19 protein-coding genes are annotated in these 26,683 nt (G+C 71.3%); 11 read left to right on the forward strand and 8 right to left on the reverse strand.

Going from position 1 to position 26,683, the window contains the following annotated elements; all coding sequences use genetic code 11:
- Positions 1–213 precede the first annotated feature (213 nt).
- The 4 genes from ACSC1Q_RS36760 to pdhA form a co-directional block, all read right to left on the reverse strand.
- On the reverse strand, positions 214–1,956 hold the full coding sequence (locus ACSC1Q_RS36760; RefSeq protein WP_436763340.1) for an ABC transporter ATP-binding protein: 1,743 nt from the start codon (positions 1,954–1,956) through the stop codon (positions 214–216).
- 947 nt (positions 1,957–2,903) lie between these two features.
- Positions 2,904–4,415, reverse strand: coding sequence for a dihydrolipoamide acetyltransferase family protein (locus ACSC1Q_RS36765; RefSeq protein ID WP_436763341.1), 1,512 nt, complete (start codon positions 4,413–4,415; stop codon positions 2,904–2,906).
- Positions 4,416–4,428: 13 nt separating this feature from the next.
- Complete coding sequence (locus ACSC1Q_RS36770) at positions 4,429–5,406, reverse strand: alpha-ketoacid dehydrogenase subunit beta (protein ID WP_436763342.1); 978 nt, start codon at positions 5,404–5,406, stop codon at positions 4,429–4,431.
- On the reverse strand, positions 5,403–6,494 hold the full coding sequence (gene pdhA / locus ACSC1Q_RS36775; protein WP_344747633.1) for a pyruvate dehydrogenase (acetyl-transferring) E1 component subunit alpha: 1,092 nt from the start codon (positions 6,492–6,494) through the stop codon (positions 5,403–5,405). Before pdhA ends, ACSC1Q_RS36770 begins: the two co-directional genes overlap by 4 nt.
- Positions 6,495–6,815: 321 nt before the next feature.
- Here pdhA and purS point away from each other — a divergent pair, with 321 nt between their 5' ends.
- From purS to purL, 4 genes are all read left to right on the forward strand, one after another.
- Positions 6,816–7,061: a phosphoribosylformylglycinamidine synthase subunit PurS gene (gene purS, locus ACSC1Q_RS36780; RefSeq protein WP_329087025.1), complete on the forward strand. Its 246-nt coding sequence runs from the start codon at positions 6,816–6,818 to the stop codon at positions 7,059–7,061.
- Between the two features lie 175 nt (positions 7,062–7,236).
- A complete protein-coding gene (locus tag ACSC1Q_RS36785; RefSeq protein ID WP_436763343.1) occupies positions 7,237–7,671 on the forward strand; it encodes an ATP-binding protein in 435 nt (144 codons plus the stop codon).
- Between the two features lie 274 nt (positions 7,672–7,945).
- On the forward strand, positions 7,946–8,629 hold the full coding sequence (gene purQ, locus ACSC1Q_RS36790; RefSeq protein ID WP_436763344.1) for a phosphoribosylformylglycinamidine synthase subunit PurQ: 684 nt from the start codon (positions 7,946–7,948) through the stop codon (positions 8,627–8,629).
- Positions 8,626–10,881: a phosphoribosylformylglycinamidine synthase subunit PurL gene (gene purL, locus ACSC1Q_RS36795; RefSeq protein ID WP_436763345.1), complete on the forward strand. Its 2,256-nt coding sequence runs from the start codon at positions 8,626–8,628 to the stop codon at positions 10,879–10,881. The genes purQ and purL overlap by 4 nt, the downstream gene beginning before the upstream one ends.
- A 307-nt stretch (positions 10,882–11,188) precedes the next feature.
- Here the strand turns inward: purL and ACSC1Q_RS36800 are convergent, their stop codons facing one another.
- On the reverse strand, positions 11,189–12,151 hold the full coding sequence (locus ACSC1Q_RS36800) for a collagen-like domain-containing protein (RefSeq protein WP_436763346.1): 963 nt from the start codon (positions 12,149–12,151) through the stop codon (positions 11,189–11,191).
- 242 nt (positions 12,152–12,393) lie between these two features.
- Between ACSC1Q_RS36800 and ACSC1Q_RS36805 the strand changes: the two genes are divergently transcribed.
- The 3 genes from ACSC1Q_RS36805 (at position 12,394) to ACSC1Q_RS36815 (ending at position 16,876) form a co-directional block, all read left to right on the forward strand.
- The gene (locus ACSC1Q_RS36805) at positions 12,394–14,451 is read left to right on the forward strand and encodes an adenylate/guanylate cyclase domain-containing protein (protein WP_436763347.1); all 2,058 of its coding nucleotides are present in this window, start codon (positions 12,394–12,396) and stop codon (positions 14,449–14,451) included.
- A 93-nt stretch (positions 14,452–14,544) separates the two neighbouring features.
- Positions 14,545–15,177 (forward strand): Crp/Fnr family transcriptional regulator, encoded by a 633-nt coding sequence (locus tag ACSC1Q_RS36810; RefSeq protein WP_436763348.1) that lies wholly within the window; start codon positions 14,545–14,547, stop codon positions 15,175–15,177.
- 214 nt (positions 15,178–15,391) lie between these two features.
- The gene (locus ACSC1Q_RS36815) at positions 15,392–16,876 is read left to right on the forward strand and encodes an MFS transporter (RefSeq protein WP_436763349.1); all 1,485 of its coding nucleotides are present in this window, start codon (positions 15,392–15,394) and stop codon (positions 16,874–16,876) included.
- Here ACSC1Q_RS36815 and ACSC1Q_RS36820 read toward each other — a convergent pair.
- The gene (locus tag ACSC1Q_RS36820; RefSeq protein WP_436763405.1) at positions 16,862–17,527 is read right to left on the reverse strand and encodes a TetR/AcrR family transcriptional regulator; all 666 of its coding nucleotides are present in this window, start codon (positions 17,525–17,527) and stop codon (positions 16,862–16,864) included. The two genes, ACSC1Q_RS36815 and ACSC1Q_RS36820, sit on opposite strands and share 15 nt — an antisense overlap.
- An 82-nt stretch (positions 17,528–17,609) precedes the next feature.
- Here ACSC1Q_RS36820 and ACSC1Q_RS36825 point away from each other — a divergent pair, with 82 nt between their 5' ends.
- Positions 17,610–19,046, forward strand: coding sequence for an MFS transporter (locus ACSC1Q_RS36825; RefSeq protein WP_436763350.1), 1,437 nt, complete (start codon positions 17,610–17,612; stop codon positions 19,044–19,046).
- A gap of 232 nt (positions 19,047–19,278) precedes the next feature.
- Here ACSC1Q_RS36825 and ACSC1Q_RS36830 read toward each other — a convergent pair whose 3' ends face one another.
- Complete coding sequence (locus ACSC1Q_RS36830) at positions 19,279–21,369, reverse strand: PhoX family protein (RefSeq protein WP_436763406.1); 2,091 nt, start codon at positions 21,367–21,369, stop codon at positions 19,279–19,281.
- Positions 21,370–21,740: 371 nt separating this feature from the next.
- Here ACSC1Q_RS36830 and ACSC1Q_RS36835 point away from each other — a divergent pair, with 371 nt between their 5' ends.
- Positions 21,741–22,196, forward strand: a complete 456-nt coding sequence (locus ACSC1Q_RS36835) for a sterol carrier family protein (protein WP_436763351.1) — start codon at positions 21,741–21,743, stop codon at positions 22,194–22,196.
- A 33-nt stretch (positions 22,197–22,229) separates the two neighbouring features.
- Here ACSC1Q_RS36835 and ACSC1Q_RS36840 read toward each other — a convergent pair whose 3' ends face one another.
- A complete protein-coding gene (locus ACSC1Q_RS36840) occupies positions 22,230–23,828 on the reverse strand; it encodes a DUF4190 domain-containing protein (protein ID WP_436763352.1) in 1,599 nt (532 codons plus the stop codon).
- Between the two features lie 160 nt (positions 23,829–23,988).
- Here ACSC1Q_RS36840 and purF point away from each other — a divergent pair, with 160 nt between their 5' ends.
- Together purF and purM are read left to right on the forward strand one after the other, a co-directional pair.
- A complete protein-coding gene (purF, locus tag ACSC1Q_RS36845) occupies positions 23,989–25,434 on the forward strand; it encodes an amidophosphoribosyltransferase (protein WP_436763353.1) in 1,446 nt (481 codons plus the stop codon).
- A gap of 28 nt (positions 25,435–25,462) precedes the next feature.
- Positions 25,463–26,488 (forward strand): phosphoribosylformylglycinamidine cyclo-ligase, encoded by a 1,026-nt coding sequence (gene purM / locus ACSC1Q_RS36850; RefSeq protein WP_436763354.1) that lies wholly within the window; start codon positions 25,463–25,465, stop codon positions 26,486–26,488.
- Positions 26,489–26,683: the final 195 nt, after the last annotated feature.

Genomic DNA, 26,683 nt, shown 5'->3' on the forward strand with positions numbered 1-26,683 from the left:
CCCCAGGTCTCCTGAGTGCCCGGCCAGCGTACGGCCAGGCGCGCGGGGACCCGGCGGCGCCCCGGCCGGCCGCGTCCGGGCGGCTTCCCGGTGACTTCTCAGTGGCTTCCCGACGGTTCCCGGCGGCTTCCCAGCGGCTTCCCCGCGGCTTTTCGATGGCTTTTCGACGCCGCGGAACGGTGTCGGTCGCCCGTCTCGTACGGGATCCCGCTCTCACACCGGGCGCAGGGCGGAGCCGCGGCCCCTGGCGGACTTGATCCTTATCTGGCTGGAGCGTCTCGGCACGGCTTCGAGCACGATCTTGTGGGCCGCCTCGGGGATGAACCGGAGGTCGTGGGTGATCAGGATGGTGGTGCGCCCGGCCATCAGCCGGTTGAGCGGTTCCATGATCCGTTCCGCGGTGGGCGCGTCGAGGCCCGTCATCGGCTCGTCGAGGACGAGCACGGGCGCGTCGCGCAGGATGGCCCTGGCGATGGCGATCCGCTGGCGCTGCCCGCCCGACATCAGCCGGCCGCGCTGCCCGATCGGCGTCTCGTACCCGAGGGGAAGCGCGGTGACGAAGTCGTGGACGTCCGCCATCACGGCGGCCCTGACGACGGCGTCCGGGTCCGCGCCTGGACTTCCGTAGGCGATGTTCTCGCGTACGGTCCCGGAGAAGAGCAGGTTCTCCTGCTGCAGGATGGTGATGTTGTCGCGCAGCGACTCGCGGGACAGCTCGCGGATGTCCGTCCCGTCGAGGAGGACCTGCCCGGCCGTGGGGTCGTAGAAGCGCAGCAGGAGCTTCGCGATCGTGGACTTGCCCACGCCGCTGGGTCCGGTGCACACGACCAGCTCGCCCGGCTCGACGGCGAAGGACAGGTCCCGCAGCGTGGGCCTCCTCCGGTTCGGGTAGGTGAAGCCGACCCCCTGGAACTCGATCTGACCTCGTCCGCGTCCCATGTGGACGGCGCCGTCGCGGTCGGTGACGGTCGGCCGGGTCGTCAGGATCTCGATGACGCGGTCGGAGCCCGCCGCCGCCTCGGAGACGGTGAGGGCGATCTGTCCCAGGCTCTGCACCGCCGGATAGAGGTAGGCGAGGTAGGCGGCGAAGGCGAGCAGGCCGCCGATGGTGAGGCGTCCCGAGGAGATCTCCCACGCGCCGAACCCGAGGATGGTGATCAGGCAGATGGTCTCGATGACCTGCACGACGGGCCCGTACAGGGAGGAGAGCCACGCCTGCGCCACGTTCGCCCGCATCCAGGTGCCGCCCTCTGAGTGCAGCCGCTCGGCCTCGGCGCCCTGACGGTTGTAGGACTGGACGAGCGACTGGTTGGACAGGCCCTCCTCGATGACGCTGTTCATGATCCCGTTGCTGAGCCGCTCGCGCGCCGACACGACCCTGAACCTGCTCGCGAAGGTCTTGGCGACCAGCAGGAAGGCCGGGACCAGCAGGAACGTCAGCAGCGCCAGGTCCCACCTGATGTAGAAGGCGGCACCGGCGAAGAAGACGACGCTGACGAGCGTGGTGAAGAGTTTGACCAGGCCGGTGCCGATGAGTTCCTCGATGGCCTCGATGTCGTCGGTGAGCCTGGCCATCAGGTCGCCCAGGCGGCGGTTGTCGAAGAAGTCGGGCGTGAGCGTCTGGATGTGCTCGAACACCCTGTCGCGCAGCCGCAGCAGGAAACGCTCGCCACCGAGGGCGGTGAGGTAGGAGCCCGCGAAGGAGACCAGCCCCGCGATCGCCGCGAGGCCCAGCCAGGCGGCGGCGGGGAGCCAGAAGGCCCCCAGGTTCTGCTTGCTGAGGACCTCGTCCGTGATGTGGCCGAACAGGCCGATCGAGGCGACCTCGCAGACGGCCGCGACGATGGCGAGCGTGCCACCGGCCACGAGCAGGTGACGGAGGCCGCGAGTGTACGGCCAGAACTCCCGGAAGGTCCTGCGGATGGAGACAGTCGGCGCCGGCGGGGGACGGCGCACCGCGGCCCTCGGCCCGTGGGGCGAGAGCGATTCTGAGAATGAGAGCCGACGGTTGACCCGCCGGCTCTCATTTGTTTCCGCTAGCACCGGATCTGGCTTACCACCACCACCCGCCGCCTCCGCCGCATCCACAGCGGCGACGGCGCCGGCAGCATCCCCAGCCGCCTCCCCAGTCCAAGAGCCGGCTGGTCGGGAAGAGCTGCTTGAAAGTCATGGCTTCCCCCTTCGTGCTGAGCTTGTCGCGCTTACCAACCACGACACTAGCACCCATACCCTGACATATCACCAAATTCAGCACGCATTAAAGATGTTTTAACAAGCCATTCGAAGAAGCCATAAAACGTATCGAGGGTAAAGCCTTATGCAACTTCCAAGTGGCGGCCCGCATCCCCGCCCGAGCTGGGGATACACACCTTAAAGCTTGATCCACAGGAGGCAAAAAGGGGTTTCTCGTTACCGCCCGAGCGGCGGCCGGTACGGCGTCCCGGCGGCCGGTCGGGACCGCTCGAAGCCCTCGACTGTTTTCCCTTCGCAGCAATTGAAACGCGAAACCAGGAAATGTCGGGCAGGCACTCAGAGGTATATCGGAAGGCCCCCATCCCCACCTTCCCGACGGGTACGGAGGGGGACGCGCCAATCCTCGGACGGGAAAAGCCGCCCGGTGACCGTCCACCCGCACCCAGGCCGTCCACGGGACCGGCGGGCACTACTCCCCGAGCCGTCCGCTTCCCCGGCCTCCACAGGAGCCCGTCGCCCGGCGAACCGCCCGCTTCCCTGACGTCCCCAGGAACCCACCGCCCCGGCAACCGCCCGCTTCCCTGACGTCCCCAGGAACCCACCGCCCCGGCAACCGCCCGCTTCCCTGACGTCCCCAGGAACCCACCGACCCGCGAACCGTCCACGGGTCCGCCCCCTCCGGAGGGGGCGGACCCGTGGGTGTCGTGGGGTCAGCCCCAGGCGAGCATGCGGAGCGGGTCCTCAAGCATGGCGCCGACGTCGCGGAGGAAGAGCGAGCCCAGCTCCCCGTCCACCACCCGGTGGTCGAACGAGAGGGCGAGCGTGCAGACCCCGCGCGGCACGACCTGCCCGTCCACCACCCATGGCAGGTCCCTTACCTGGCCGAACGCCAGGATCGCGGACTCGCCCGGGTTGAGGATCGGGGTACCCGCGTCGACCCCGAAGACGCCCACGTTGGTGATCGTGATCGTGCCCCCGGCCATGTCGGCGGGCTGGGTGCGGCCCGCCCTCGCGGTCTCGGCGAGGACTCCGAGGGCACCGGCCAGGTCGGGCAGCGACAGGCGGTGGGCGTCCTTGACGTTGGGGACGAGCAGGCCGCGGGGGGTGGCCGCGGCGATGCCCAGGTTGACGCGGTGCTTGACCACGATCTCCTGGCGGGCCTCGTCCCAGGCGGAGTTGATCATCGGGTAGCGGCGGGCGGCGACGAGCACCGCCTTGGCGACCATGAGCAGCGGGGAGACCTTGACCCCGGCGAAGTCGGGCAGCCCGCGCAGGCGCTGGACCGCCTCCATGGTCGCCGTCACGTCCACCTGGAGGAACTCCGTCACGTGCGGCGCGGTGAACGCGGACGCGACCATGGCCTGCGCGGTCGCCTTCCGGACCCCCTTGACCGGGATCCGCTCCTCGTCCTCGCCCTCCCACGTCACGGCCGCTCCGCGCGGCCGGGCGGGCGCGGCCTGGACGTCGTTCCCCTGGGCGGGGGCGGCGAGCGCGGCCTGGACGTCGTCCCTGGTGATCGACCCGTGCGGGCCGCTCCCCAGGAGGGAGGTCAGGTCGACCCCCAGGTCCTTGGCGAGCTTCCGCACCGGGGGCTTCGCCAGAACAGCGCCCCTCCCCGGCGACAAGACCTCAGACGTGAGCGGAGCCGTGGACGACGCCGTGGACGACGCCGTGGACGAGATGGCCGGGGCCGCCTCGGGGGCCCGCGCCGCGGGCGCGTCAGACGTCCCCGCGCCGGGCCGCGCCACCTCGGAAGGCGTACCGGACACATCGGACGTACCGGACACATCTGCGGGAGAGGACGGTTTGCGGGGACGGCGCTTGGCGGTGCCCGGTTTGACGCCGTAGCCCACCAGCACCGGCTGCCGGACCTCGGCCGGCGGGGTCGGCACCATGTCGTCGGCCAGGGCCTCCGCCCGATCAGCCGTCCCGGCCGTCCGATCAGCCGCCGGGTCCGCGGCGGGAGCCGGGGCCGGAGGGGGGCCGGTGCCGTCGTCCACCGAGATGATCGGCCTGCCGACGTCCACGACCTCGCCCTCGTCCGCCATCAGGGCGGCGACCACGCCCTCGAACGGGCAGGGGAGCTCGACGACGGCCTTGGCGGTCTCGATCTCCACGATGATCTGGTTGACCTTGACCGGGTCCCCGGTCTTCACGTGCCAGCGGACGATCTCCGCCTCGGTCAGGCCCTCTCCCACGTCGGGAAGCTTGAACTCCTTCATCTCCAGCCCTTCCTCAGAACGCGAACGCGCGGTCGACGGCGTGCAGGACCCGGTCCAGGTCGGGCAGGTAGTGGTCCTCCAGCCGCGAAGGAGGGTAGGGGGTGGAGGGCCCGCCGGTCCTCAGGACCGGGGCCTCCAGGTTGTAGAAGCACTCCTCGGTGACGCGGGCGGCGATCTCGCCGCCGAAGCCGTTGAAGACCGGCGCCTCGTGCACCACGACGCATCGCCCGGTCCGGCGCACCGACTCCACGATCCTCGCGGTGTCGAGCGGGTTGAGCGAGCGCAGGTCCACGACCTCCAGGGAGCGGCCGTCGTCCTCGGCCGCCTTCGCGGCCTCCAGGCAGGTCTTCACCATCGGCCCGTACGCGAGCAGGGTGAGGTCCGTCCCCGGCCGCACCACCCTGGCCTCGTCGAAGGGGGTCCAGCCCGAGGAGTCGACGTCCACCTCGGCCTTCTCCCAGTAGCGCCGCTTGGGCTCGAAGAAGATCACCGGGTCGTCGCAGCGGATCGCCTGCTGGATCATGGTGTAGGCGTCGGCCGGGTTGGAGCAGGCCACGACGCGCAGGCCCGCCGTGTGGGTGAAGTAGGCCTCGGGCGACTCGCTGTGGTGCTCCACCGCGCCGATGCCGCCGCCGCACGGGATCCGGATGACGACCGGCAGTTTCAGCTTGCCCAGCGAGCGCAGCGGCATCTTGGCGAGCTGCGTGATGATCTGGTCGGCCGCGGGGAAGACGAACCCGTCGAACTGGATCTCGCAGACCGGCCGGTAGCCGCGCAGCGCCAGGCCGATCGCCGTCCCGACGATGCCCGACTCGGCGAGCGGGGTGTCGATGACCCGCTGCTCGCCGAAGTCCTTCTGCAGGCCGTCCGTCACCCGGAACACCCCGCCGAGCTTGCCGACGTCCTCACCCATGACGAGGACCTTGGGGTCGTCCTCCATGGCCTTGCGCATGCCCTCGTTGAGCGCCTTGGCCATCGTGAGAATGCTCATGCCTCGAACCCCTCCAGGTAGGTGGCGAACTCGGCACGCTCGGCGTCGATCAGCGAGTGCCGCTCGGCGTAGACGTTGTCGAAGATGGCCAGCGGCTCGGGGTCGGGCAGTTCGAGGCAGCGTTTGCGGACGTCCCTTCCCAGCTCGTCCGCCTCGGCGTCGACCGCGTCGAAGAACTCCTGGTCGGCGATCTGGTTCTTGAACATGTAGGCCCTGACCCGCTCGATCGGGTCCTTGAGCTTCCACGCCTCCAGCTCGGCGGCCACCCGGTAGCGGGTCGGGTCGTCCGAGGTCGTGTGGGCGCCCATCCGGTAGGTGAAGGCCTCGATCAGCATGGGCCCCTGCCCGGACCTGGCGTCGGCCAGCGCCTTGCGGGTGACGGCCAGGCAGGCGAAGACGTCGTTGCCGTCGACCCGGACGCCGGGGAACCCGAACCCGCTGGCCCTGCGGTACAGCGGGATGCGCGACTGCTTCTCCAGCGGCTCGGAGATGGCCCACTGGTTGTTCTGGCAGAAGAACACCACCGGCGCGTTGAACACCGACGCCCAGATGAACGACTCGTTCACGTCGCCCTGGGAGGTGGCGCCGTCGCCGAAGTAGACGATGCTGGCGGCCTCGGCGCCGTCGCGCTGGATGCCCATGGCGTAGCCGACCGCGTGCAGGGTCTGGCTGCCGATCACGATGGTGTAGAGGTGGAAGTTGTGCTCGGCGGGGTCCCAGCCCCCGTGGTTGACGCCGCGGAACAGGCCGAGGAGGTTGACCGGGTCTACCCCCCTGCACCAGGCCACGCCGTGCTCGCGGTAGGTCGGGAACGCCATGTCCGCCTCGGTCAGCGCCCGGCCGGAGCCGATCTGCGCGGCCTCCTGGCCGAGCAGCGAGGCCCAGAGGCCCAGCTCGCCCTGGCGTTGCAGGGCCACGGCCTCCAGGTCGACGCGTCGGACCATGACCAGGTCCCGGTAGAGCCCGCGGATCTCCTCGGGCGTCAGGTCTATGTCGTAGTCGGGGTGCTCGACCCGTTCTCCCTCGGGGGTCAGCAGCTGGATGAGCTCCGGAGGTGCTTCCGCACCACGAGAGGCGTCGGCTGTCACGTGCCGCTCCTGTGTGCTCGGGGCCGTCTGGATGGGTTCTCCACCGTGGTCCGGCCGATTCGCGACGCGTTCGACCCGTCTGGTGGTGGTTCGCCCGCGCTTGTGGCCATCGTGGCAGAGGTCACATACATGTGCGCAAGACCTGCCTCGGCGTCCATATGCTCCCCGTTCCCCGCGTGTTCCCTTTCACCCGCCCGTTTCGTCCGCACGGCGCGGCGCCAACCCGGGCCGGACCCGGATGCGGCCCCCCCGCCGGAGCGCGGCCGGAGCCCGTTACTCTTGAGGCGCCGGACCGTCCCCGTCTCAACCAGGAGGAACACCGTGGCGCGCGTCATCGTCGACGTCATGCTGAAGCCCGAGATTCTCGACGCGCAGGGGCAGGCGATCGCCCGAGCACTGCCGCGGCTCGGCTTCTCCGGTGTCTCAGCGGTACGGCAGGGCAAGCGGTTCGAGGTGGAGCTCGAAGGGCCCGCCGACGAGGCGGCACTTGCGGACGTCCGAAAAATGGCCGAGACCCTGCTCGCCAACACGGTGATCGAGGACTACACCGTCACCGTCGAGTCCTAGGCCGTCACCCCTCGGCGACCAACCGCCCAGATCCGGCTATGTCCGACTTTGTGGGCGGAGCAATCCCACGGCTTGACCACCAGTCAATAACATTACGGTTATTTTGCGGTTAGCCCGGATTCTGCAGGGAAGCCTTCACGAGGTGACATCTGACCCCGGGAGGAAACCGGTGGACATGGAGTTCTCGCTGGCTCTGCCGCGACAGGCCGTCGGTATTCCGATGGTCCGCAGGGCGCTCGGTGACTCCCTGCACTCGCTCGGAGTCACGGAGGAGTGCGTCGCCGACATCCTGCTGGCGGTGACCGAGGCGTGCGCCAACGCCGTGCGGCACGGGGGTCCGGCCAACCGCTACGAGGTCGAGACCGCCATCGGCCACGGCCGCTGCGACGTCCGCATCATCGACCGTGGCCAGGGCCTCGTCCGGGTGCCCGAGCACTACCCGCCGACCGACGCCGAGAACGGCAGGGGCCTGCTGATCATGCAGGCCGTGGTGGACGAGATCTCCTTCGACATCACCCCCGGCCGGGGCACCGTCGTGCACCTGCGCAAGCACCTCGACTGGGACGACGACGCCGCCTACTCCCGTGGCCGGGTGCTGGCGGCCGTATAAAGCCATACAAACCCGGCGTCCCAGAGCCACGAACCCCGGCCGACGTGGCCTTTTCGGCCCCCGCCTCGCCCCCGGCCCGAACGGGACCGGCTCCCCCGTGCCCCGTGCCGCGACGGGAGCGCCCGTCACCGGCCGTCGCCCGCTGAACTGTGCGATCGGACACTCCGCGCCTGACCGCTCGCCGGGAGCGGATAGCCTGGGAGCACCGCCGCAGACCGACGTCCGAGTGTGTGAGACGCCGGCGCGGCGCTCGTGTGTGGAGGGGAACGCTGTCATGAGTGCTGCCCGCGTGGGCGTGGTCACTTTTCCCGGGACTCTTGACGATCAGGACGCGGCTCGCGCCGTGCGCCACGCGGGTGGCGAAGCCGTCCCGCTGTGGCACGCGGACCCCGATCTCAAGGGGGTGGACGCGGTCTTCCTGCCGGGCGGGTTCTCCTACGGAGACTACCTGCGCTGCGGGGCCATCTCCAGGTTCGCGCCGCTGATGGAGGAGCTGATCCCCGCCGCCGGAGCCGGGCTGCCGGTGCTCGGCACCTGCAACGGCTTCCAGATCCTCTGCGAGGCCCACCTGCTGCCCGGGGCGCTGATGCGCAACGCCGGGCTGCACTACATCTGCCGCGACCAGGGCATCCGGGTCGAGAACACCGCGACCCCCTGGACCTCCGACTTCACCGAGGGCCAGGAGATCGTGCTGCCGGTCAAGCACGGCGAGGGCCGCTACGTCGCCGACGAGGCGACCCTGGGCGCGCTGGAGGCGGGCGGCCAGGTCGTCTTCCGGTACGCGGGCGGCAACCCCAACGGCTCCCTGAGCGACATCGCGGGCATCCGCAACGAGGCCGGGAACGTCGTCGGCCTCATGCCGCACCCCGAGCACGCCGTCGAGGACCTCACCGGCGCCCCGGGCACGGATGGGCGCGCCTTCTTCTCCTCCATCCTGAAGAAGCTGGTGAACGCATGAGTCTCGACACCGTCAAGCGGGCCGAGGACACCCCCGACGAGCGCCAGCCGTACGCCGAGCTGGGCATGAAGATCGACGAGTACGAGCGGGTCCGCCAGATCCTCGGCCGCCGTCCCACCGGCTCCGAGCTGGCCATCTACAGCGTCATGTGGAGCGAGCACTGCTCCTACAAGTCGTCCAAGGTGCACCTGCGCCAGTTCGGCACCAAGGCTCCCGAATCGGAGGCGCTGCTCGTCGGCATGGGGGAGAACGCCGGGGTCGTCGACATCGGCGACGGCTGGGCCGCCACCTTCAAGATCGAGTCGCACAACCACCCGTCCTACGTCGAGCCCCACCAGGGCGCGGCGACCGGCGTCGGCGGCATCGTCCGCGACATCATGTCGATGGGCGCCCGGCCGATCGCGGTGATGGACGCGCTCCGCTTCGGCGCGGCCGACGCCCACGACACCCGGCGGGTGCTGCCCGGCGTGGTCGAGGGCATCAGCCACTACGGCAACTGCCTGGGGCTGCCCAACATCGGCGGCGAGGTCGTCTTCGACCCCTGCTACATCGGCAACCCGCTGGTCAACGCCCTGTGCGTGGGCCTGCTGCGCAAGGACCAGATCAAGCTCGCGGTGGCCCCGGGACCGGGCAACAAGGTCGTCCTGTTCGGCGCCCTCACCGGCCCCGACGGCATCGGCGGCGCCTCCGTGCTCGCCTCGGCCACCTTCGAGGACGAGTCGCAGGCCAAGCGCCCCAGCGTCCAGGTCGGCGACCCCTTCATGGAGAAGCTGCTGATCGAGTGCTGCCTGGAGCTGTACCAGGCGGACGTGGTCGTCGGCATCCAGGACCTCGGCGCCGCCGGGGTCTCCTGCGCGACCACCGAGCTCGCGGCCAAGGGCACCGGCGGCATGGACGTCAGGCTCGACCTCGTCCCGCTGCGCGATCCGTCGCTGCGGCCCGAGGAGATCCTGATGAGCGAGTCGCAGGAGCGCATGATGGCGGTCGTCACCCCCGACGACATCGACGCCTTCATGGCGATCTGCGCGAAGTGGGACATCCCCGCGACCGTGATCGGCGAGGTCACCGACTCCAACCGCCTCGTGATGACCTGGCACGGCGAGACCATCGTCGACATCCCGCCGGGCACAGCGGCCGACGAGGGCCCGGTCTACGAGCGGCCGTTCCACGAGCCCGCCGGACAGGTCGCGCTGAACGGCGACGACCCCGGCCGCCTCGACCGCCCCGCCGACCTGCGCGCGGCGCTGCTTGAGCTCCTCGGCTCACCGAACCTGGCGTCCAAGGAGTGGGTCACCTCCCAGTACGACCGGTACGTCCGCGGCAACACCGTGCTGGCCCAGCCCTCCGACGCGGGCGTGCTGCGCGTCAGCGAGGCCATGCCCGGCGCCGAGGAGACGACCAGGGGAATCGCGCTGGCCACCGACGGCAACGGCCGCTACGCCCGCCTCGACCCGTACGCGGGGGCCCAGCTCGCCCTCGCCGAGGCGTACCGGAACGTGGCCGTGACCGGTGCGACGCCGCTGGCGGTGACCAACTGCCTCAACTTCGGCTCCCCCGAGGACCCCGAGGTCATGTGGCAGTTCGCCGAGGCCGTGCGCGGCCTCGCCGACGCCTGCAGGACCCTCGGCGTCCCGGTGACCGGCGGCAACGTCTCGTTCTACAACCAGACGGGATCCGTCCCGATCCACCCGACGCCGGTCGTCGGCGTGCTGGGCGTCATCGACGACGTGGCCACGCGCGTACGGACCGGCTTCACCGGCGACGGCGACAGGATCGTCCTGCTCGGCGAGACCGAGGAGGAGTTCGGCGGCTCGGAGTGGGCGCACGTGGCCCACGGCCACCTCGGCGGCCTGCCGCCCGTGGCGCGGCTGGAGTCGGAGCGCGACCTGGCCCTCGTGCTGGCCGAGGCCGCCTCGCGGGGGCTGCTGACCGGTTCCCACGACCTGTCGGACGGCGGGCTGGCCATCGCCCTCGCCGAGGCCTGCGTCGCCCAGGGCGTCGGCTGCGAGGTCTCCCTGACGGGTGACGACGCGTTCGTCGACCTGTTCAGCGAGTCGTCGGCCCGCGCGCTGGTGACCGTCGCGCCGGAGTCGTTCGACGCCCTCGCGGAGCTGTGCGCGGCCCGCGAGGTGCCCTGCTACGGCCTGGGCACCACCGGCGGCGGATCCCTGAACGTGGCGGGCGTCCTGGACATCCCGGTCACCGAGCTCAGGGAGACCCACACTGCCACCCTGCCGGGCATCTTCGGCTGACCGCTGACAGCTGACCGTTTCCCGGATGAGGCGTTTTTGTGGGCCAGGCCCTTCACCGTCATGTGCCGGTGAAGGGCCTGGCCCGTCTATATGGATCACACGGTCGGCGCCGGGGGACGGCGCGGCGAGGACGGTGGGTCCCCACCGCGCCGCCCGCCCGTCGCGTTCCCGTGAAAGGGTCGAACGATCAGGCGGCCGCGCGGATCACGTACACGACGCCCTGGGTCTTGCCGTTGCCCCCGTGACCGGCGGGAACGCCTTCTCCCGATCTCGTGTTCGGCGTTCCCTGCCCGGCCCGGGGTCAGGACTACATGCAGATCGCGTAGACGGTGCCGCCGGTGCTCTTGCCACTCACGGTCCAGCCGGTCGGCGGGGTGCCGGTGGGCGCGCTCGTGTTGATCTGACCGGAAGAGCCGCCGCTGCTGAAGCCGCCGCCCGTGGCGACCTTGCCCGAACCACAGCTCACGCTCTGGCTGCCGCCCGAGTGGCCGAAGTTGAACGACGCGGTGACGGTGGTGACGCTGGGAGTTCCGGAGCCGCCGCCCGACCCCGGCGTGCCGGGGTCGCCCTTGGGGCCCTTCAGCGACGCGATGAACTCCGCCTTGGACTTGCCCCTGTTGCCCGGCAGTTCGAGCCAGACCTCGTAGGCGCTCTTGCCGTCGTCGCCGTCCCTGCCGTTTCTGCCGTCGTCGCCGTCCCTGCCGGGCTTGCCGTCGGTCCCCTTGAGACCGGGGGCACCCGGCTTGCCGTCGTCGCCCTTGGGACCGGCCGGACCCGCCGCGCCCTTCTCGCCGGGGGCGCCGTTGTTGCCCGCCTCGCCCTTGGGACCCTGCGGGCCGTCGTCGCCCTTCGGACCCTGCGGGCCGGTGGCGCCCTTGTCGCCGTCGGCTCCCTTGGGCCCCTGCGGACCGGCCTCGCCCTTGGCTCCCTGCGGTCCGGTGGCCCCCCTGAGGCCCCGCTGACCCTCCGGGCCCTGCGGTCCGGCGTCACCCTTGAGGCCCTGCGCGCCTCGCGGACCCTGCGGCCCGGCGGTGGCGATCCCCTGCTGGCCCTGGGTCGTCTGCCCCCACCTGACCCGGATCTCGGTCGGCCTGCACCTGGCCGTCGCGTTGACGATCCGGGTGTAGCGCGTCTGCTTGTGGACGCACGCGTGGATCTCCGCCCCCGCCGACGACGCGACAGCGCTGCCGCTCGCGGTGAACAACGTCCCAACGAGCACGCCGACGGTCACTGCGGCGAGCGTTCGTCCACCCGGCAACGTGATAGCCACTGGGCTTCCTTTCTGCGACACCAGAGCCTGGTGTGATGGGAGTGATACACGTAGTACACGTTTCGACCGTTCCACCGGTTGGCACCTGAGACATCACACTTCGGTGTCGGAAGCCAGCGGTTAACTCGCCTGCCGGCACCCGCCCCGTACGGGATAATCGGACCCGTTCGGGGGAACCCGCCCGCTGGGCGTGGACGAACAAGACAGGGAACCGAGAAGGTTCTCCAGACGCGGAGGCCACCGTGCCGACCATCAACCCGACAGACGCGGTCACCGAGGACCGGGCCCGACGGGAACCGTACCTGCCACCGGCGACCCAGCCGATCCGCACCGTGGTGTGGGTCCTGCATCTGGCGATGCCGCTGCTCGGCCTCTGGCTCCTGCTGGCCGAACCAGACCTGAACATCGTGTTGCAGGACAATCCCAGCCATTTCTGGCTGATCATCACCGTGGCCGGGATCAACCTGGTCCTGGGCCTCATGGTCGGCGAGGCGTCGGCCCGCCGGGCGGACGCCCGCCTCCTGCTGGTCTCGCTGGTCTTCCTGAGCGGCGCGGGATCGTTCCTGGTGCACGGGCTGACCACGCCGGGGGTCATCCTCGACAAGACGAGTTACGGCTTCGACCTCTCGCACCCGGTCGGTCTCCTCGTGGCCTCGGTGTTCGCGTTCGCGTCGGCCCTGCCCCTGGGCGAGCGGGCGGCCGAGGCCGTGCTGAGGAACCAGATGTGGCTGCGCGGCGGTCTCGCGCTCCTGATCACCCTGTGGGGGGTGGCCTGCCTGTGGCCGGACCTCACCCCGCTCAGCGGTTCACCGCCCAACGGGCCCGAGGGGATCGGCCTGGGCGGCCTGGAGTGGGCCGGGGTGGCCCTGTTCACGGCGGCGTCGGCGATGATGTTCCAGCTGCACCGCAGGCGCCCGGCGGTCGTGCTGATCAGCCTGGTCACCGCGTACGCCCTGCTCGCCGAGGCGCTGATCGCCGGGTTGTCCCACCGCAACTGGCACCTGTCGTGGTGGCTGTGGCACGTGCTGCTGACCACGGCGTTCGTCTTCGTCGCCTACAGCGCCTACCTGCAGTTCCGGCGGGAGGGCACGAGCGCGGGGCTGTTCGACTCGGTGGCGCTGTCGGCGACGGTCCGCAGGATCAGGGCCGACTACGAGGCCGCCCTGGAGGAGCTCGTCGGCCACCTGCGGCGCAGGGAGGAGAGCAGGGTCCCGATCGCGAACAGGCTGGCGGGCAAGTTCGGGCTCACCGACTCGCAGGTGGCGGTGCTCGACCGGGCGGGCGAGGCGCTGGCCAACGAGCGGGAGCTGAGCGACCGGCTCGCGGCGCTGGTCGACATCGGCAGGCAGGCCCGCGTGGGCCTGCCGGAGAAGGAGATGCTGGCCCAGGGCCTCGACCGCGTGCGGCAGGCGTACGGGGACGTCCGGATCAAGCTCGTCGACAACGGCCGGGTCACCGTCAACTCCAGGGAGTACGGCCAGCACGACTTCCCCGAGGACCAGCCGATCCGCCTGGAGGGCAAGGTCCTGCACCCGCTGACGGTGAAGGGCAGGCTCGCCGGGGCGCTGGAGGTGCCGATCGGCAGGACCCCGCAGGACGAGGCGCTCGCCGCCACGCTGGCCGGGCAGATGTCCATCTCCCTGGAGAACGCCCGGCTCTACAGCGAGCTGGAGACCCTCTTCCGGCAGTACATGTCGCCGGACGTGGCCCAGTCGCTGCTCGCCGACCCGCAGACCGCCGCGCTCGGCGGCGAGCTGGTGGAGCTGACCGCGCTCTTCGCCGACCTGAAGGGCTTCACGAGCTTCTCCGAGCGGGTGGCGCCCGGGGAGATCGTCGAGATGCTGAACCGCTACCACACCGCGGCCGTGCCCATCGTGCTCGGCAACGGCGGCACGATCGTGCAGTTCGTGGGCGACGCGCTGCTCGCGCTGTTCAACGCCCCCGCCAGGCAGGAGGACCACGCCCTCGCCGCGGTGCGGGCCGGTCTGGCGATGCAGGAGGCGGCCGAGGAGATCGCGGCGGGAATGCCTGGATATCCTCGCTTCAGGATTGGCGTCAACACCGGTGAGGCGCTCGTCGGAAACATCGGCAGCCCTGAGCTGCGCGGGTTCAACGCGATGGGCGACTGCGTCAACGTGGCCGCCCGGCTTGAGGGAATCGCGGAGCCCGGCAGCGTCGTGATCGGCCAGACCACCCTCGACCTGATCGGCCCCCAGGCCAAGACCCGGTCCCTGGGTCGGCTCAACCTCAAGGGTAGGGAACAACCCGTCCATGCCTACGTGCTGTCTGGACTCTCGTAAAAGTACCTTTCGCCACGGGAGCCGCACGAACACAATCGAGATCGCCAGGAGGTGGTTATGACTTCTTCCCCCGAACCGGGCGAATTCATTACATTGCTCACGGAAGACGAGGTAAAGGCCCTGTACGCCGCCGGGCGACCCCGGCGCTGGGACAGGGGCGCGACGATGTTCACCGAGGGTGACGTGAGCGACTGGGTGCTCATCCTCACCTCGGGCCGCGTCAAGGTGTCCTCGCACACCGCGGCCGGCACCGAGGTGGTCCTCGCGGTGCGAGGGCCCGGGGCGCTGCTCGGCGAGTTCGCGGCGATCGACGGGCTGCCCAGGTCCGCCACGGTCACCGCCCTCGAACCGGTGGAAGGGATCACGGTCCGCGACTTCTCCTCGTACCTGCAGGCCAATGGGAGAGTCGCCGTACTGCTGATGCAGATGGTGACCGGCAAGATGCGCGACTCCGACCGCAAGCGCATCGAGTACGGCGCGTTCGACACCACGGGCCGGGTGGCCACCCGGCTGGTCGAGCTGGCCGAGCGGTACGGCGAGCCGGACAACGGCGGGGTGCGGGTGGCGCTGCCCCTCTCCCAGGACGAGCTGGCCGGCTGGACCGGGGCCTCCCGCGAGGCGGTCAGCAAGGCGCTGCGCTCCCTGCGCGACCGCGGGCTGATCGAGACGGGCCGGCGCCGCGTGATCATCCACGACATGGAGGGCCTGCGCAAACGGGCCCGCTGAGGGCGCGCCGCACAACTCGCCGCATGACTCGCCGCACGACCTGTCGTACGACCGTCGTACGACCTGTCTTGTGACCGTCGTACGACCTGTCGTGTGGGCCGGAGGAGGGGCGTGCCCGCCCGCGAGGGCACGCCCTCGGGACGCGGCTTCGGGGTGAGGCTTCGGGACACGGCTGGACCGCGGTCGACGTACAACGTCCGTCAGACTGGGAGTCATGGTCGCAATCCCCCAAGACCTGCCTGGATCCCCCGAATACCTATCAAAACTCCGCTACGCGTGGCGGGTCTGCTCGGTCACCAGCCTCGGGCTGGTCATGATCGGCATCTCCGGCAGCACCCTGAACGTGGCGCTTCCCACCGTGGTCAGGCACTTCCACGCGGACGCGTTCTCCGCGGGTTGGGTCCTGCTCGCCTTCCTGCTCGTCAACACCGCGACGCTGGTGTTCTTCGGCCGGGTGGCCGACCTGCTCGGCCGCCGGGAGATCTATCTGGCGGGGTTCGTCCTGTTCGTCGTCGGTTCGCTGCTGGCCGGGCTCTCGCCGGGGATCTGGTTCCTGATCGCGATGCGCGCGGTGCAGGCGGTCGGCGCCGCGATGGTCCTCGCCAACGGAACCGTGATCATCACCGACGCCTTCCCTCCCGACCGGCTCAGCCAGGGCATGGGCGTCTACATCGGCACCCTCTCGGTCGCCCAGCTCGCCGGTCCCACCCTGGGCGGCCTCGTCGCCGAGACGGCCGGCTGGCAGTGGATCTTCTGGATGAACGTGCCCGCGGGGTTGATCGCCCTCACCTGGGGCGCGTTCACGCTGCGCCGCGTCTCGCGGGGAGCGCGCCGGCCGGTGGACGCGCTCGGCAACCTGGTCGTGTTCGCCGCCCTCTCCGCCGCGCTGATCGCGCTCTCCGAGGCGGGCTCGCGCGGCCTGTCGAGCCCCGTGGTGATCGTCGGCGCGGCGATCGCGGCGGTGCTGGTGCCGGTACTGGTCGTGGTGGAGCGCCGGGCCTCGCACCCCGTACTCGACCTGCGGCTGTTCGGCGAGCGCATGCTGGCCTTCGCCAATTTCGCCTCCTTCTGCAACGCGATGGCGCGCTCCGCGCTGATCCTGCTGGTCGCCCTCTACTTCCAGGCCGCCAGGGGCGTCGACGCCGTCACCGCGGCCCTGGGCGTGCTCCCCGTTCCGATCGGCATGGCCCTCGCCTCCCCCGTCGCGGGCGCCCTCGGCCGCCGCGTCAGGCCGTACGCGCTGTCGGTGGGCGGCGCCCTGATGAGCACGACCGGGCTGGGCGTTCTGCTCCTGAACACCGACCCCGTCACGCCGTACTGGATCATCGCGGCGGGCCTGTTCCTGTGCGGCTGCGGCAGCGGCACCTTCATGACCGGCAACACGACCCAGGTCATGTCCGCCCTGCCCGCCGGGAGCCTGGGCGTGGTGAACGGCTTCCGGCTCATGATCATGAACGTCGGGATCGTGCTGAGCGTCGCCCTCACGCTCAGCGTCCTGACCAGCTCGGTCAGCGCCGAACTGCGCGGGCAGGTGTACGCGGGCACGCTGTCACGCGTCTCCCCCGTCGCCGTCGAGCATCTGATGACCGGCTTCCAGCGGACCTACGCCGTCCTGTTCGCCGTCGCGCTCACGGGCGCCCTGACGGCCGCCCTGGCCCGCCCCCGCCGCTCCGGGCGCACGGAGTCAGCGTCCTCCTGAGCGCGCCGAGAGCGCCTCGACGCCGGCCATGAGGAGGTCGACGCCGAAGCTGTCGTAGAGGCCGGGGGCGCTGCCCTCGGAGAGGGGCACGGCCATCTCCACGATGTGCGGGTAGACGTCCGGCGGCAGCGACTGGAGCCTGAGCCGCTTGAGGCGCGTCCGCTCGGCCGCCTCCTGCTCGGAGAGCCCGGGAGGGCAGTGCTTCCTCGGACCCGCCGCCAGCGCGATCGCGCCGCTGAGCAGGTACTGGGAGATCATGCAGCTCTCGTCGCCGGAGAACCCGCCGCGCTTGGCGAGACCGAGGGCCGTGTCCCAGACCGCCAGGTAGGCGGGCACCTCTATGTGGTCCACCGCGCCCAGCACGTCCGTCGCGCACGGGTGGCGCCGCAGCACCCTCACCAGGCCCGCAACGAGCTCGCGGAGCCCCTCCTGCCACGGGCCCGTGTAGCCCCCCTCGATCACGAAGCCCTCGATCAGGTGGCCCGCCATGCCGGCGGTCAGCTGCTCCTTGTTCTTGAAGTGCCAGTAGAGCGCCATCGGGGTGACGCCCAGCTCCTGGGCGAGCCTCCGGATGGTCACCGCCGCCAGCCCCTCGGCGTCGCCGATCTCCAGCGCCTGCTCGACGACCACCTCGCGGGTCAGTTTCCCCATCACGCTTGACAACTATACGCCGTACGGGTTCCACTGTGCACCGTACATGTACGCCGTATAAGTACAACGTAGAGGACGGGGAATGACGGACACCCGCAGGTGGTGGGCACTGGGAGCGATCTCGCTGGCCACCTTCATGACATATCTCGACAACAACGTGGTGAACGTGGCACTGCCCACGATCCAGCGCGACCTCGGGCTGAGCATCTCCGGGCTGGAATGGATCGTGAGCGGCTACATCCTGGTGTTCGCCGGGCTGATGCTCGTCGGCGGGCGCCTGGCCGACGTCTTCGGGCGGCGGCGCGTCTTCCTGATCGGCCTGGTCGTGTTCACCGCGGCGTCGTTCGCGGCCGGGATGGCCACCGACGGCGGCGTGCTGATCGCCACCCGGGCGGTGCAGGGCGTGGGGGCGGCGTTCCTCACCCCGACGGCGCTGGCCCTGCTAACCTCGGTCTTCCCCGACGCCAGGGAGCGCGCGACGGCGGTCGGCCTGTGGAGCGCGGTCGGCGCGCTCGCCCTCGCCCTCGGGCCGCTGACCGGCGGGTTGATCAGCGAGCGCTGGCACTGGGGCTGGATCTACCTGATCAACGTGCCGATCGGGATCGTGACGCTCGGCCTCGGACTCTGGGCGATCGGGACGACCCCCCGGGAGACGGTACGGCGCGGCCTCGACGTCCCGGGCCTGGTGACGTCGAGCCTGACGCTGTTCGCGCTGACGTACGCGCTCATCGAGGGCGCGGGGGCCGGATGGACCTCCCCGGAGATCCTGGGCGCCTTCGGGATCGCGGCCGTGTCGGCGCTCGCCTTCGTCACGATCGAGCGCCGGAGCCGGGAGCCGATGATCGACCTGTCGCTGTTCCGGTCGCGGGTGTTCAGCGGGGGCGCGCTGTCGATGGGCCTGTGGTCCTTCGGGGTGTTCGGCATCTACTTCTTCACCGCGCTGTATTTGCAGAACGCCCTTGGCTTCTCGCCGATCGAGGCCGGGTCGGCGTTCGTGCCGATGGCGCTGGTGATGGCCGTCACCGCCACCCTCGCCCCGAGGCTGGACAAGGCCCTGGGCACCGCGCGGACCGTGGCGGCCGGGCTCCTGCTGATGGCCGTGTCGGTGTTCGGGATCTCGTTCATCGGGGAGGGCGGGTCGTTCGGCGACCTGCTGCCGTGGTTCCTGGTCTACGGGGTGGGCGGCGGCATGCTGGTGCCGCTCACCACGGCGATCCTCGGCGCGCTCCCCGCGGGCAGGACGGGGGTCGCCTCGGGCGTGCTGAACGTCTCGCGCGAGGTCTTCGGCCTGCTCGGCATCACGGTCCTGGGGGCGATCCTCGGCGCGCGGCAGTCCTCACTCCTGGCGGAGGGCGCGGGGCAGCTGACCGCCTTCCTGGACGCGTACCGGTACACGCTGGTCGTCGCCGCGGCCATCGTGCTGGTGGGCGTGCCGGTGAGCCTGCTGTCGCTGCGGGCCTCCCGGGCCGCCGAGCCTCCGTTGGCCGCCGAGGAACGTCCTCCCGTGCCGGTGGGCTAAGGGTCCCCCGAACGCGGAACGGCACCGGCCCGCGCCCCCATGAGCGGGAGGCGGGCCGGTGCCGCTCGGGGGACGCGGGCCGGGTCCGGCCCCGGCCCGCGTCCCCCGAGCGGGCGCGGGCCGGAGTCCGGACGGACGAGGCCGGTAACCGGTGGTGACCGGTACGTGAACCGTGGCCGGTACGCGGACGCGAGCCGGCGGCCGGGTCGGGAACCGGTGGACCGGGGCCGGATCAGGAGCCGATCTTGCCGCCCCTCGCGTGCCAGGCGACCACGACGGACGGACGGGGCTGGGAGGTTCCGCCGTCGGGCCAGTGGCTGGTGGGGGCCTCGGGGGTGGCGCCGGTGGTCTCACCGGGGTGCTGCACGGCCACGAAGACGCTGCGCTGGTCCTCGCTGACCAGCGGGCCGCAGGTCTCCGCGCCGACCGGCACGCTCAGGAACTGCTTCAGGTAGCCGCGCTCGGGACCGCGTACCGGCATGGCGAACAGGCCGTCGTGGGCGCCGAGCTGGCTGCCGTCGGTGGAGATCCAGAGGTTGCCGTCGGCGTCGAAGGCGACGTTGTCCGGGCAGGAGATCGCCGAGACCTTGGTCTTGTCGAACCCGGCGAAGTAGGTCGCCGGGTCGTTCGGGTCTCCGCAGACCAGGGGCAGGGACCAGGCGAAGGTCGTGGCCCCGGCGTCGTTGCGCCGCTCGACGATCTCCAGGACGTGGCCGTGCTTGTTGGCCGGGCGCGGGTTGGCCTCGTCCACCTGGGCCGGGGTCCGGTTGGTGTTGTTGGTCAGGGCCACGTAGATACCGCCGGTGACGGGGTTTCGCTCCACGTCCTCGGGACGGTCCATCTTGGTCGCCCCGACCTTGTCGGCCGCCGTACGGGTGTAGACGAGCACCTCGGCGGCCGTCATCCCGGGAACGTGCGAGATCTTGCCGGTGACCAGCGGGATCCACTCGCCCGAGCCGTCGAACAGCCCGTCGGCGGGGAGCTTGCCGGTGCCGTCGATCTCGGTGGCCGGGCTGTCGCCGGTGAACTTGGCCACGTACAGCGTGCCGTCGTCCAGCAGGGTCCGGTTGTGCCGGTCGAAGCCCCGGATGTAGCGCTGCCGGGAGACGAACTTGTAGACGTACTCGAACCGGGAGTCGTCGCCCATGTAGGCCACCACCCGGCCGTCGGCGGCCAGGGAGGTGGTCGCGCCCTCGTGGGCCAGCCTGCCCAGGGCGGTGCGCTTGATCGGGGTGGAGTCGGGGTCGAACGGGTCGATCTCCACGATCCAGCCGGTGCGGTTGACCTCGTTCGGGTGCTTGGCCAGGTCGAAACGCTCGTCGACGCGGTCGAACCTGCGGTTGCCGCTCGGGATGCCCGTGGTGGCGTTCACCCCGTAACGGGTGAGGTACGGCTTCTGGGCCTCGGGCACGCCGTTGCCGTTGACGAAGTACTGGTTGAAGTTCTCCTCGCCGCTGAGCACCGTGCCCCACGGCGTGGTGCCGCCCGCGCAGTTGTTCAGCATGCCGACCGGCGTGGTGCCCTTGGGGTCGGCGGCGGTCCTCAGCAGCGCGCTGCCTGCCGCCGGGCCGGTGAACCTCATGCGGGTGTGCACCGTGACGCGGCGGTTGTAACGGCGGGGGCCCCGGGTGACCAGCTTCCACTGGCCGGACCCGCCCACCCGCTCGATCTCGACCACCGAACCGCCGTGCGCGGCCATCCCGATCTTGATCTGCTCCTCCGTCGCGGAGGTGCCGTCCGTGTAACCGCGGAACATCAGGTTCTCGTCGGTGTACTCGTGGTTGACCCAGAGCAGACCCCGGTTCTGCCCCATGGGGAAGAGGGTGACGTAGTCGCAGTTGTAGCCGAACTGCTTCGCCTGCGCGGCGGCCGTCTGGTTCTCGAAGTCGAACGCGGGGGCGCCGGGCAGCACCGGGTCGCCCCAGCGCACCACGGCCGCCGACAGGTAGCCCGAGGGGACCGTCACCTTGTCGTCGGTGTTCGGCGCGATGGCGGTGAAGCGAAGGCCGTTCTTCTGGCCGTGCCCGTTTCCGTGCCCGTTCCCGTGGCCTCCCCCGAAGGTCTTCGCGTCCACGTCCGGGTCGGCGAGGGCGGGGACCGCCGTACCGATCCCGACCCCGGCGACGACGGCGCCCAGGGCACCGGCGCGCAGCAGGCCGCGACGGGTCATCGCCTCGGCGACCACGTCGCCGAAGTAGGTGTTGTCGCTGGTGTTCGTAACATCGTGGGCGCACTGGTCACCGCAGCGGAACCGGCAGGTGAGCGCGCTGCGTCCACCCTTGTGAGGGCTCGTGAGCAGGGGGAGCAGTCGGCGCGGCGACATGTTCGCCACAGGGTCCTCCAAAAAGGGGCGAGGTCTTCCGGCCCGGAGGCTACGCGGGCCGGCCGAACCCGAGGTGAACGACGTTTGCCCAGCTGATGAACCGTTTGCCGGAACAGATCATCCGGATGGGGGGCGCGTCGCCCCCGGGGAGGGGTTCCGGAGGGCGTCGGGGGCGCTGTCTCCCGGGAGAGCCCCGGCGGGCGTCAGGCAGGACACTGTCCCGGGACGCGGCTCCGGCGGGCGCACGGGTACGGCCCCTGTCCCCGGACGCGGCTCCGGCGGGCGCACGGGTACGGCCCCTGTCCCCGGACACGGCTCCGGCGGGCGCACGGGTACGGCGCCTGTCCCCGGACACGGCTCCGGCGGGCATGATGGACCGCGTGCCACCTCACAAGCCCGACGCGACCAAGGTCCGCGCCGCCCTCGACACCCAGCTGAGCGCTCTCGACGAGCCGCCGTACGACGGACCCGGGGGGCTCACGGCACTGCTGGGCGCCTGCGTGAGCGTGGTGCTGCGAGCCTTCGAGCGGGGGATCCGCCCGGAACGGGAGATCACCCGCTTCGCCGTACGGCACCTGCTGGACGAGCTGGCGACGGCCGCGCCGGGCCGGACCGTCGAGGTCCGGGTCCCTCCCTACGCGGCGGTGCAGTGCGTCGAGGGCCCCCGCCACACCCGGGGTACCCCGCCCAACGTGGTGGAGACCGACGCGCGCACCTGGCTGGAGCTCGCCACCGGCGCGCTGACCTGGTCCGAGGCCACGGCCGCCGGAAAGATCGCGGCGAGCGGGGCCCGCGCCGACCTGTCCGGCCACCTTCCCCTCCGATAGCCGCCCCGGGCGGGTCGTGAGCCACGCCCTCCGTTACGGGGTCGGCACCTGGACGCCGAACCTGTCCTCGATGCAGCGCCGCTGCAGCTCGGGGGGCAGGTTGACGCAGTCGCCGACCTTGCTGTAGATCCAGCTCAGGAACACCGCGGCGACCACCAGGGTGAGAAGGCTCAGCGCGATCCCCACCCAGGCCCGGCCCGGCCTGGACTTCTTGGCGAGCGCGACGATGCCGACGATCAGGCCGACGATCGCCACCAGCACGCCGAGGCCGCAGATGACGAGCGACACGATCGCGACGATCCCGAGCACGAGCGCGGCGGTGCCCAGCCCTCCACCCGACCTGCGCCCCTCATCCGGGTACGCGGGGTAGGGCGCGGCGTGCGGATAGCCGCCGGGAGGGGCCGGGTACGGTGTGCCGCCCTGGAGCTGCTGGGAGGGATCGGCCGCGGCTGACGGCCGCACGCCGGCACCGCCGTAGGGCTGCCCAGCCTGCCGCGCCTCCCCGTACGTGGGCCGCTCCCCGTAGCCCGGCCCCCCGTAACCGTGCTGACCGGTTTGCTGTGGATAGTCGGGCTGGGACGCTCCCGGGGTGCCCGGAGCCGGTGGCCGGTCCGCCTGGAAACCACCGGCGGCCCCGGCCAGCCCGGCGGCTCCGGCGGCTCCGGCGGACCCGGCGGGCCGCTGCGAGGCCGCCGGTTCCTCGGCGGACGACGGCTGCTCGTACCGCGAGGGCGGGGTGGGGGCGGCCGGCGTCCCGGGATCGTCCGTCCCGGGACGGCCGGACCCGCCGGAGGTCTCCGAGGCGCTCTCCCAGCCGGGGTAGGTGGACGGCGTGGTACCCGGCACCGTGTGGGGCTGCCCCTCGGCCGCTCCCTCACGAGTCCCCTCAGGCACTCCCTGACGAGTCCCCTCGGCCGCTCTCTCCCGGATCCCCTCAGGCGTTCCCTCGCGGATCCCCTCGGCCGCTCCCCCGGTCCTCTCCCCGGGGGTCGCCTCGGTCCTCTCGCCGGGTGTCCCCTCGGACGGCGGGCCGCCCGGTGCCCCCTGCGCCCGTCCCCCGGCCGACCCCTCGTACCCCGGGTAGCCCGAGTACTCCGGCGCGGTGTACCGGCCGCCCGCCTGGTCGGGCGCGGGCACCTCCGGCGCGGACGGCGTGTCCGGGTGCGGCGGGACCCGTGGCTCGGCGGGAATCGAGGACGGCGGCCAGGTCGGGGCCTCACCGGGATCGGGCACGGGCGCCTCGGGATCCGGCTCCTTCCACGGCTCCGGGGTCGACGGCTCCGGGGGTGGCTGTGGCGTCGGGGGTGTCGACGCCCCCGACCCCCACACGGCGCTCTCCCCGGACTCCTGGCCCGCCGGCTCGGCCCGGCCGGGGATCTCGGTCCACCCGGTGGGCTCTCCCGCCGGAGCGGGGGGCTGCCGCCACGTGGGCGGCTCGTTCGAGGGCGGGACGGGCCAGGCGGCCGTTTCGGGGACGGCGGGTTCGTGCTCGCCGGGGACGGCCGCCTCCTCGGCCTCGGAGGTGCCCGGCGGCTCCTCCGAGCCGGACCCTTCCTGTCCTTCCTGCTCTGGGCGCCTGTCCCGCGGCACTCGTCGCGGGTCGGGCTGGTTCGGGTCCACAGGTGTTGTCACGTCTCTTCTCCCGACGCTCGGGCATGCCGGATATCTCACACTCCCCTGTCAGCCGTCGGCGAAACAGGCTGACACGGCAAAACACCGATGATCGTTCGGTCAGGGTGCGACATGGCACGGAACGGACCCGGGGTGCGAGCAGGGAAGAAGCCGACCTAGAATGAAGCATGTGCTGAAGGGCGACGGCCATCTGAGCCATGACCTTGACCCCCGCGACCGGCCTCCGAAGGACGCATGTGGCGTCTTCGGGGTGTGGGCCCCCGGGGAGGAAGTCTCCAAACTCACCTACTACGGGCTGTACGCGTTACAGCACCGCGGTCAGGAGTCCGCGGGCATCGCGGTCAGCGAAGGCAGCAGGATCCTCGTCTACAAGGACATGGGCCTGGTGGCCCAGGTCTTCGACGAGTCCGTGCTCGGGACCCTCCGCGGCCACCTGGCGATCGGCCACTGCCGCTACTCGACGACCGGATCGAGCGTCTGGGAGAACGCGCAGCCGACGCTGAGCTCGACCGAGTCCGGCGGGCTCGCGCTCGCCCACAACGGCAATCTGATCAACACCCCCGAGCTGTCCAAGCGCCTGGCCCCCGGTTCCACCCGGGCCACCACCGACACCGAGGTGCTGACGACGCTGCTGGCCCAGGACCGCGGCCAGCCCATCGACGACGCGGCCGCCGAGCTGCTCCCGCAGGTCAGGGGCGCCTACTCGCTCGTCTTCATGGACGAGAAGACCCTTTACGCGGCCCGCGACCCGCAGGGCGTCCGCCCGCTGGTCCTGGGACGCCTGGAGCGCGGCTGGGTGGTCGCCTCGGAGACCGCGGCGCTCGACATCGTGGGCGCCACGTTCGTCCGCGAGATCGAGCCGGGCGAGCTGATCACCATCGACGAGCGCGGCGTGCGCTCGCGCAGGTTCGCGCTCGCCGAGCCCAAGGGCTGCCTGTTCGAGTACGTCTACCTGGCCCGCCCCGACACCACGATCGCCGGGCGCGGCGTGCAGACCACGCGCGTCGAGGTCGGCCGCGTGCTGGCCCGCGAGCACCCGGTCGAGGCCGACCTGGTCATCCCGACCCCCGAGTCGGGCACCCCCGCCGCCGTCGGCTACGCCGAGGAGAGCGGGATCCCCTACGGTCAAGGTCTCGTCAAGAATTCCTACGTGGGCCGGACCTTCATCCAGCCGTCCCAGACGATCCGCCAGCTGGGCATCCGGCTGAAGCTCAACCCGCTGAAGGAGGTCGTCGCGGGCAAGCGCCTGGTGGTCGTGGACGACTCGATCGTGCGGGGCAACACGCAGCGGGCGATCGTCAAGATGTTGCGAGAGGCGGGCGCCAGGGAGGTCCACGTCAGGATCTCCTCCCCGCCGGTCAGCTGGCCGTGCTTCTACGGCATCGACTTCGCCACCCGGGCCGAGCTGATCGCCGGTTCGCTCAGCGTGGAGGAGATCCGCGCCTCGCTCGGCGCCGACTCGCTCGGATACATCTCGCTGGAGGGCCTGACCGAGGCCACCACGATCCCCGCCGACCGGCTCTGCCGTGCCTGCTTCGACGGCGACTACCCGATCCCGATCGACCAGGACAACGTTGGCAAGTACGTGCTTGAGGCCAAGCGTTGAGCGGGCCGGGCGCGCGGAGAGAGGCTTCATGACCAGCTACGCGGCCGCCGGAGTGGACATCGACGCGGGCGAGCGCGCCGTCGAGCTGATGAGGTCGAAGGTCGCGCGGGCGCGCAGGCCCGAGGTCGTGGACGACGCCAGCGGCTTCGCCGGCCTCTTCGACGCCTCGGCCCTGCTGTCGTACCGCCGGCCGCTGCTCACCACGTCGACCGACGGCGTCGGCACCAAGGTCATGCTGGCCCAGCGGCTCGACAAGCACGACACGATCGGGATCGACCTGGTCGGCATGGTCGTCGACGACCTGGTGGTCTGCGGCGCCGAGCCGCTGTTCATGACCGACTACATCGCCTGCGGCAAGGTGGTCCCCGAGCGGATCGCCGAGATCGTGGGCGGCGTCGCCGAGGGCTGCCGCCTCGCGGGCTGCGCCCTCATCGGCGGGGAGACCGCCGAGCACCCCGGGGCGATGGACGCCGGCGAGTACGACCTCGCGGGCGCCGCCACCGGCGTGGTGGAGGCCGACAGGATGCTCGGCCGCGACCGGGTCCGCGCGGGCGACGTGGTCCTCGCGCTGGCCTCCTCGGGCGTGCACTCCAACGGTTACTCGCTGGTCAGGCACATCGTCGACCGGGCCGGGCTCTCCCTGGAGGCCGAGCTGCCCGAGCTGGGGCGGACGCTGGGCGAGGAGCTGCTGGAGCCGACCAGGATCTACTCCCTCGACTGCCTGGAGCTGGCCCGCGCGGTCGACGTCCACGCGTACGCCCACATCACCGGCGGCGGCCTGGCGGGCAACCTGGCCCGTTCGCTGCCTCCCGGCCTGGACGCGCTGCTCGACCGCTCGTCGTGGACCCCGCCCGCCGTCTTCGAGGTGCTCGCGGGGCACGGCGGGGTGGCCCAGGCCGACATGGACCGGACGTTCAACCTGGGGGTGGGCATGGCCGCGGTCGTCCCCGCCGAGGCCGTGGACCCGGCCCTGGCGCTGCTCGGGGAGCGCGGCCTTCCCGCCTGGGTGCTCGGCGAGGTCGTCGAGGGCTCGGGCCTGGCACGTTTCCGCTGATCCACGCGCTTCCCGCCGGAGGCGACCCCGTCGTTCCGCTCCCCCGGCCGGTGACACCGGCCGGGGGCGCAGGCGCCGGATCGTGTCATCGGCCGGTCGGGAGCACCGTGGAGGCGCTCTCGATCACCGGCCGGGCCGTGTCTCGTGACCAGTCGGGTGATCTTATGACCGGCCGGGCCGGAACACCGTGGAAGC

Origin of the sequence: Streptosporangium heterodermiicola (assembly GCF_051390675.1) — a bacterium.
In the GTDB taxonomy this organism is placed as follows: domain Bacteria; phylum Actinomycetota; class Actinomycetes; order Streptosporangiales; family Streptosporangiaceae; genus Streptosporangium.

Bases quoted from the DNA above. Each gene is read 5' to 3' on its own strand.
- ACSC1Q_RS36765 (WP_436763341.1), bottom strand. From the start codon at position 4,415: ATGAAGGAGTTCAAGCTTCCCGACGTGGGAGAGGGCCTGACCGAGGCG.
- ACSC1Q_RS36770 (WP_436763342.1), bottom strand. From the start codon at position 5,406: ATGAGCATTCTCACGATGGCCAAGGCGCTCAACGAGGGCATGCGCAAG.
- ACSC1Q_RS36785 (WP_436763343.1), top strand. From the start codon at position 7,237: ATGGAGTTCTCGCTGGCTCTGCCGCGACAGGCCGTCGGTATTCCGATG.
- purQ (WP_436763344.1), top strand. From the start codon at position 7,946: ATGAGTGCTGCCCGCGTGGGCGTGGTCACTTTTCCCGGGACTCTTGAC.
- purL (WP_436763345.1), top strand. From the start codon at position 8,626: ATGAGTCTCGACACCGTCAAGCGGGCCGAGGACACCCCCGACGAGCGC.
- ACSC1Q_RS36815 (WP_436763349.1), top strand. From the start codon at position 15,392: ATGGTCGCAATCCCCCAAGACCTGCCTGGATCCCCCGAATACCTATCA.
- ACSC1Q_RS36820 (WP_436763405.1), bottom strand. From the start codon at position 17,527: ATGGGGAAACTGACCCGCGAGGTGGTCGTCGAGCAGGCGCTGGAGATC.
- ACSC1Q_RS36825 (WP_436763350.1), top strand. From the start codon at position 17,610: ATGACGGACACCCGCAGGTGGTGGGCACTGGGAGCGATCTCGCTGGCC.
- ACSC1Q_RS36830 (WP_436763406.1), bottom strand. From the start codon at position 21,369: ATGTCGCCGCGCCGACTGCTCCCCCTGCTCACGAGCCCTCACAAGGGT.
- ACSC1Q_RS36835 (WP_436763351.1), top strand. From the start codon at position 21,741: ATGGACCGCGTGCCACCTCACAAGCCCGACGCGACCAAGGTCCGCGCC.
- purF (WP_436763353.1), top strand. From the start codon at position 23,989: ATGAAGCATGTGCTGAAGGGCGACGGCCATCTGAGCCATGACCTTGAC.
- purM (WP_436763354.1), top strand. From the start codon at position 25,463: ATGACCAGCTACGCGGCCGCCGGAGTGGACATCGACGCGGGCGAGCGC.